Raw genomic sequence first — 6,701 nt, 5'->3', positions numbered from 1 at the left:
GGAGGACTGCGCTCGCCCGCGACCGGAGAACATCGCTCACCCCATCACCCAGGAAACACTCAGGAATCGATAGGGTGGCGTCATCCCCCGATACTGAGGAGCCAGCGATGCCCCTGTGGAACCTGCACGGAGACGGCCGCACCGTCGAACCCGGCGCCGTCGTCCGTCCGGACGAGCGCCTGAACTGGCCGGCGACGATCGCGATCGGCGCACAGCACGTCGTCGCGATGTTCGGCGCGACCTTCCTGGTCCCGATCCTCACCGGCTTCCCCGTCTCGACCACGCTGCTCTTCTCCGGGCTCGGCACCCTGCTGTTCCTGCTGCTCACCCGCAACCGCCTGCCCAGCTACCTCGGCTCGTCGTTCGCGTTCATCGCGCCGATCACAGCAGTGAACGCGGGGCGCGCGCTGGAGACGCCCGAGCAGATCACCCAGGCGCTCGTCGGAGTCGCAGCCGCCGGCATCCTGCTCGCAGCGATCGGCCTCCTCGTCCAGGCCGTCGGCACGACGTGGATCGACAAGCTCATGCCGCCCGTCGTGGCCGGCTCCATCGTGGCCCTGATCGGCTTCAACCTCGCCCCGGCCGCGTGGGGCAACTTCCAGCGTCAGCCGGAGCTCGCCACCGTGACGCTGGTCGCCGTCGTGCTGTTCAGCGTCCTGTTCCGAGGCTTCCTCGGCCGCATCTCGATCTTCCTCGGCGTGATCGTCGGCTACGTGGTCGCCGCCCTGACCGGTCAGGTGAACTTCGATGCGGTCGCCGACGCCGCGTGGGTGGGTCTCCCCGACTTCCATCTCGCCGCCGTCGCCGACCCCGCGGCCTGGGCGCTGGTTCCGATGTTCCTCCCGGTGGTGCTGGTCCTGATCGCAGAGAACGTCGGCCACGTGCGCGGCGTCGCCACGATGACCGAGGACCCCACGATCAACCGGCACACCGGTCGCGCCCTCGTCGCCGACGGCCTCGCGACCACCCTGGCCGGCGGCTTCGGCGGCTCCGGCACCACGACCTACGGCGAGAACATCGGCGTGATGGCCGCCACCCGCGTGTACTCGACCGCGGCCTACTGGGTCGCCGGCATCGTCGCGATCCTTCTTGCCTTCTCCCCGAAGGTCGGCGTCATCTTCAACACGATCCCGGCCGGCGTGCTCGGCGGCGTGACGACCGCCCTGTATGGCCTGATCGGCGTGATCGGCATCAAGATCTGGGTGGACAACCGCGTCGACTTCTCGCGCCCGGTCAACCAGTACACGGTCGCGGTGTCGTTCGTGATCGCGATCGCCGGCTTCGCCATGAGCTGGGGCAGCTTCCAGCTCGGCGCGATCGTGATCGGCACAGTCGCGGCGCTCCTGATCTACCACGTGGGCAACGCGATCGCCCGGCTGCGCAAGACCGGCGCCGACGACGGCGGGCCCATCCCCGCAGTCGGCCCGATGGGCGGCGATCACCTGGGCGAGCCCGTCTGAGTGCGAGATCCCGGATGCTGCGGCCGCGGCATCCGGGATCTCGGCGTCCTCGCAACTCAGGCTCGCGGCAGGTCGCGGACGGCCGCCAGCGCACGCAGCCGGATCTCGCCGGCGGGCCCAGGCGCGAGCGGCAGCGGCTCGGAGGGCTCTGGCAGCTCGAAGATGCGGTATGCCCAGCGTCGAGCCGCCTCCAGCGGGAACGTATCGCCGTACACGCCGTACTTCACGACGATGCCCTCGAGCGTCGTGCGCAGCATGATCTCCTCGAGATCCGGGCGGGCAGCCCCGCGCTCGGCGAACATCGCGCGCACGGTGTTCTCGGCCGTGATCACGGCCTCGCCGTGCCTCGCCTCCGATTCGGCGAAGATCCGATGCGTGTCCGGCTGCTGCTGCATCGCGACGATGGCGCGCTGCAGCGGCAGCGCGAACCCGGTGGCCAGCACCGCGGCGTCGATCACGCCCGCGAGCCGTTCATCCGCGGTGCCCTCAACCTGCGGAAGCCCCAGGAGCGTGTCGAACCAGCGGTCGATCACCGCGGCGATCAGGTGCTCCTTGCTGCCGAAGTGATAGTTCAGGAGTCCCTGCGAGACGCCCGCCCGATGCGTGATCTCGGCGATGCTCGCGCCGGCGACGCCGCGCTCGCTGAAGAGCTCGACCGCGGAGGCGAGGATGCTCTCTCGCGCTCGCTCTCGCGCGACGCGGTTCTGCTCTTCAGAACGTGCCACCGGTCTCCTCTCGGTGTCGCGGCCGATATGGACTCTGCATCTCCTGTCCTATAGGCTACTCATTGAATGCGTATTCAGCCTAAGGTCGGGTGCGCGCTGGGGTCATGACCGCAGCAGCCGAGGGGGCGAGGCTGCGGTCGACGATGGCCGGAGGCCAAGTCACGGGTGCGGACCCACGCCGAGGAGCGTCCGGTCCGCATCTGTGACACGACGCGGCCCGAGACCGACGGCCCGAGGTCGACATGCGGTCCGCCTCAGCCGATGCGGCCGATCACGGCATCCGCCGCCACCATCGAGCCGACCTCCGCCCCGTGCGCCAGCGCTCCGGCACGATGCGCGATCACCGGGGTCTCCATCTTCATCGCGTCCAGCACCGCGACCTGGGTGCCCTCCGCGACCTCGGTGCCGTCATCCACGAGCCACCGCACCAGGGTGCCCGGCACCGGGGCGTGCAGCGCGGCAGGATCCACGGCATCGGATGCCGGGACCGCGGCCGCGCCGCCGCCGGCGAAGCCCGCGAGCAGCGCCGTCGGCAGGCCGAGCATCACGCGCCGGCCGTCGATCTCCACCGGGAAGCGCTGCAGCCCGGCATCCTCGATCGGCGCCGGACGGAGCTGCACCTCGAGCCGCGGCAGCAGCGAGCTCTCGATCCACTGCGTGTGCACCGCGAAGGACCCGGTCGCGAACGCCGGATCGTCGATCGCGAGACGGTCGAACCCGATCACGGTCGCGGGGCCTTCGACCTCCAGCTCGCGAAGCGCGCGACGCGCCCGTGCGAGCGCATCGTCACGCGAGTCGGCATGCACGATGAGCTTCGCGATCAGGGAGTCGAACGCCGGCTGCACGGCATCCCCCGCCTCTATCCCGCTGTCCCAGCGGACGCCCGGCCCGCCGGGGATCCGCAGCGCCTCGACCCGCCCGGGGCTGGGCAGGAACCCTCGACCCGGATCCTCCGCGTTTATGCGGAACTCGATCGCGTGGCCGCGCGGACGCGGCGTCTCGGCGATCGACGGCCCGAGCCCCTCGGCGATCCGGAACTGCTCGCGCACGAGATCGACCCCGGCGACCTCCTCGGTGACCGGATGCTCGACCTGCAGCCGCGTGTTCACCTCGAGGAACGAGATCGTGCCGTCGGCGGCGAGCAGGAACTCGACGGTGCCCGCCCCGCGGTAGCCGACCTCGGCGCAGATGCTCCTGGCGGCGTCGTGGATGCGGGTGCGCTGGTCGTCGGTGAGACCAGGCGCCGGGGCCTCCTCGATGAGCTTCTGGTTGCGGCGCTGCATCGAGCAGTCGCGGTCGCCGACCGCGACCACCCCGCCCACGCCGTCGCCGAGCACCTGCACCTCGATGTGCCGCGGGCTCTCCAGGAACCGCTCGACGAAGCACTCCCCCCGCCCGAACGCGACGATCGCCTCACGCGTCGCGGCGTCGAACGCCTCGGCGACCTCGTCCAGCCGCCGGACCACCTTGAGCCCGCGACCGCCGCCGCCGAACGCCGCCTTGATCGCGATCGGCAGGCCGTGCTCCTCGGCGAAGGCCACCGCGTCGGCGGGACCCGCCAGGGGCTGGTCGGTGCCGGCGGCGAGCGGTGCCCCGACCCGCTGCGCGATGCGGCGCGCCGTCATCTTGTCGCCGAGCGCGTCGATGCTCTCGGGCGAGGGCCCGATCCAGACGAGCCCTGCGCCCTCCACCGCGCGCGCGAACGCCGCACTCTCGGAGAGGAACCCGTACCCGGGGTGCACCGCGTCCGCGCCGGCGGTCGCGGCCGCGCGCAGCAGCGCGTCGACGGAGAGGTAGGTGTCGGCGGCGGTCGTCCCGCCGAGCCCGACGGCTTCGTCTGCCAGTCGCACGTGCAGCGCGTCGGCATCCTGATCGGCGTACACCGCCACCGAGACGTACCCCGCCTCGGCGCACGCCCGGACGACGCGCACGGCGATCTCGCCTCGGTTGGCGATCAGGATCTTCTTCATGACGGGCTCTTCTCGGTGGGCGGTTCGGCGCCGGCTGCGCGGGCGCCAGTGTCGGAAAACGGCGACGGCTCACCCGCGCGGCGGCGTGTCGAGGCGCGACTCGCCGCGACGGGTTCGGATGGTCCGGGTTCTCCCCGTCCGACGGTCGACGGGTCGGCGATGCGGAAGCGGATGCGGCAGCCGGGCGGCAGCTGCCCGGCGAGGTCGAGGCAGCGATCGGTGAGCGCACCGATGATCGGGTACCCGCCGGTGAGCGGATGGTCGGGCAGGAACAGCACCGGCTGTCCGTCGGGCGGCACCTGGATCGCGCCGGTCACCGCCCCCTCGCTGGGGAGCTCGCCGGTGACCGCGCGCTCCAGCGGCGCCTCGCCGTGCAGGCGGATGCCGACCCGATCCGAGCGCGGCGTGACCTCCCAGTCCTGACCGGTCAGCATCTGCAGTGCGGCGGGAGTGAACCAGTCGTCGCGCGGCCCGAGGGTGATCTCCAGCTCGACCACGTCGCCGGATGCCGGCAGCGGGCGCGGCTGCGGATGCGGATCCACCGCGTGCGGGGCGTCAGCGCCGATGTCGACGGTGTCGCCGGCGCGCAGCGGCGCCGGTCCGAGGCCGGCGAGCGTGTCGGAGGCTCGGCTGCCCAGCGCGGACGAGGCGAGGATGCCGCCGCGCACCGCGATCGCGTATCGGAGGCCGTGGGTCGGGGAGCCGAGGTGCAGCTCGTCGCCGTCGACCGTGGCGAACGGCTCGCCGTGGGCGACGGCGCGCTCGAGGCCGGAGGTGTCGGCGAGGGTCAGGTCGCCGATCGCGCCGGTCACGGCGGCGACGCCGTCGCCGTGGAAGCGCAGCACGGCGCCGCCGACGCTCTCCAGCGCCGCGGCATCCGGTGCGTTGCCCACCGCGCGGTTGGCGTCACGCAGCGAGGTGCGGTCGGCCGCGCCCGAGGCGGAGACGCCGAGCGCCGCGTGCCCCGGACGCCCGAGGTCCTGCACGAGCAGCTGCAGCGCGGGGCGGACGACCTCGACAGCCGCGCGAAAACCGGGACCATCCGATCCGGCATCGGCGTGGCGGCGCCCGGCACGCCGTGAGGCGGCGTCTTCGTCCCGGTTTCCCGAGGCAGCGGCTCCGGCGAGTGCAGCACTCTCCCGCTCCGCGCGCTCGAACCGCACGAGCGTGCCGGGCGACAGCAGGGCGGGCGGATCGCGGTCGATGTCCCACATCACGGCATCCGTGCGTCCGATCAGCTGCCAGCCCCCCGGGCTCTCCCGCGGGTACACGCCCGTGAAGTGCCCGGCCAGAGCGACCGAGCCCGCCGGAACCCTGGTGCGCGGCGACGAGCGCCGCGGCACGTCGAACAGCGCGTCGTCGCTCACTGTGTACCCGAATCCGGGGGCGAAGCCCGAGAACGCGACCTGCCAGTCCGCCGCCAGATGCCGGTTCACGACCTCATCCGCCGAGACGCCGAGGAGCTCCGCGACCTCGTCGAGGTCCTCGCCGTCGTAGCGCACCGGGATCGTCACCTCGCGCGTGTGCGGCACGTGCTCGGCATCCGTCCGCGTCTCCCGCAGCGCCGCGGCCAGGTCCCGCGCCGACACCTGCAGCGGGTCGAACCGCACGAGCACCGTGCGGGCGCCCGGAATGCGCTCGACCACTCCATGCACGCCGTCCCACGCGAGGTTCAGCCGCATGGCCTCGTCGAGGTCGGCCGCCTCGACGAGCAGCGTGCGATCGGATGCCGTCAGAATGCGCATCAGACCACGTACTCCGCGTCGGGCACGTCGGTGATGAACATGTACCCGGGTGCGTGCGTGACCGCGAACGGCGGCTTGGACGCCATGATCGCCGCCTGCGGCGTGACTCCGCAGGCCCAGAACACCGGGATCTCACCGTCCCGCACCTCAGGGGCGTCGCCGAAGTCCGGCCGGGAGAGGTCGTGGATGCCGAGCGAGGCGGGGTCGCCGATGTGCACCGGCGCGCCGTGCACGGCGGGCGTTCGCCCCGAGATCCGCACGGCATCCGCGACCCTGCCGGCCGGGATCGGCCGCATCGAGACGACCATCTCCCCGCGCAGGCGGCCTGCGGGCGTGCAGTCGACGTTCGTGCGGTACATCGGCACGTTGCGTCCGAGCTCCTGGTGGCGGATCGGGATGCCGGCCTCGGCGAGGCCGGTCTCGAACGTGAAGCTGCAGCCGATCAGGAATGCCACGAGATCCGGATGCTCCGCCCACGCGTCGCGTGCGTCGGCCTGCTCGGACGCGAGCTCGCCGTCGCGCCAGATCCGGTAGCGGCCGATGTCGGTGCGGATGTCGCTGCCCGGAGCCAGCGCCGACTCCACCTGCCCCTGCTCGATGACCTCGAGGACAGGGCACGGCTTCGGGTTGCGCTGCGCGTACAGCAGGATCTCGAACGCCCAGTCCGCCGGTACCGCGATCAGGTTCGCCTGCGTCAGGCCGGCGGCCACGCCGCTGGTCGGCACGGCCAGGCCGTCGCGGTAGGACTGCCGCGCCGCGCGTGCGGCTGTGAGCTGCCCGGGGGTCGCGAGGACGGTCATC

At 72.4% G+C, this 6,701-nt stretch carries 5 protein-coding genes; 1 reads left to right on the top strand and 4 read right to left on the bottom strand.

Features of this window, described 5'->3' with window-relative positions; translation table 11 throughout:
• Positions 1 to 107 precede the first annotated feature (107 nt).
• Positions 108 to 1,460, top strand: a complete 1,353-nt coding sequence (locus IPV10_RS09125) for a uracil-xanthine permease family protein (RefSeq protein WP_207482985.1) — start codon at positions 108 to 110, stop codon at positions 1,458 to 1,460.
• Between the two features lie 56 nt (positions 1,461 to 1,516).
• Here IPV10_RS09125 and IPV10_RS09120 read toward each other — a convergent pair whose 3' ends face one another.
• The 4 genes from IPV10_RS09120 to IPV10_RS09105 form a co-directional block, all read right to left on the bottom strand.
• A complete protein-coding gene (locus IPV10_RS09120; RefSeq protein ID WP_207482983.1) occupies positions 1,517 to 2,185 on the bottom strand; it encodes a TetR/AcrR family transcriptional regulator in 669 nt (222 codons plus the stop codon).
• 254 nt (positions 2,186 to 2,439) lie between these two features.
• On the bottom strand, positions 2,440 to 4,155 hold the full coding sequence (locus tag IPV10_RS09115) for a biotin carboxylase N-terminal domain-containing protein (RefSeq protein WP_207482981.1): 1,716 nt from the start codon (positions 4,153 to 4,155) through the stop codon (positions 2,440 to 2,442).
• Positions 4,152 to 5,900: an urea amidolyase family protein gene (locus IPV10_RS09110; RefSeq protein ID WP_207482979.1), complete on the bottom strand. Its 1,749-nt coding sequence runs from the start codon at positions 5,898 to 5,900 to the stop codon at positions 4,152 to 4,154. The genes IPV10_RS09115 and IPV10_RS09110 overlap by 4 nt, the downstream gene beginning before the upstream one ends.
• Positions 5,900 to 6,700, bottom strand: a complete 801-nt coding sequence (locus IPV10_RS09105) for a putative hydro-lyase (protein WP_207482977.1) — start codon at positions 6,698 to 6,700, stop codon at positions 5,900 to 5,902. The genes IPV10_RS09110 and IPV10_RS09105 overlap by 1 nt, the downstream gene beginning before the upstream one ends.
• Position 6,701 lies beyond the last annotated feature (1 nt).

Origin of the sequence: Microbacterium sp. SD291 (assembly GCF_017355365.1) — a bacterium.
Classification (GTDB): Bacteria; Actinomycetota; Actinomycetes; order Actinomycetales; family Microbacteriaceae; genus Microbacterium.
Note: the sequence above shows the minus strand (reverse complement) of the source record. Positions and strands in the feature narration are given on the sequence as shown.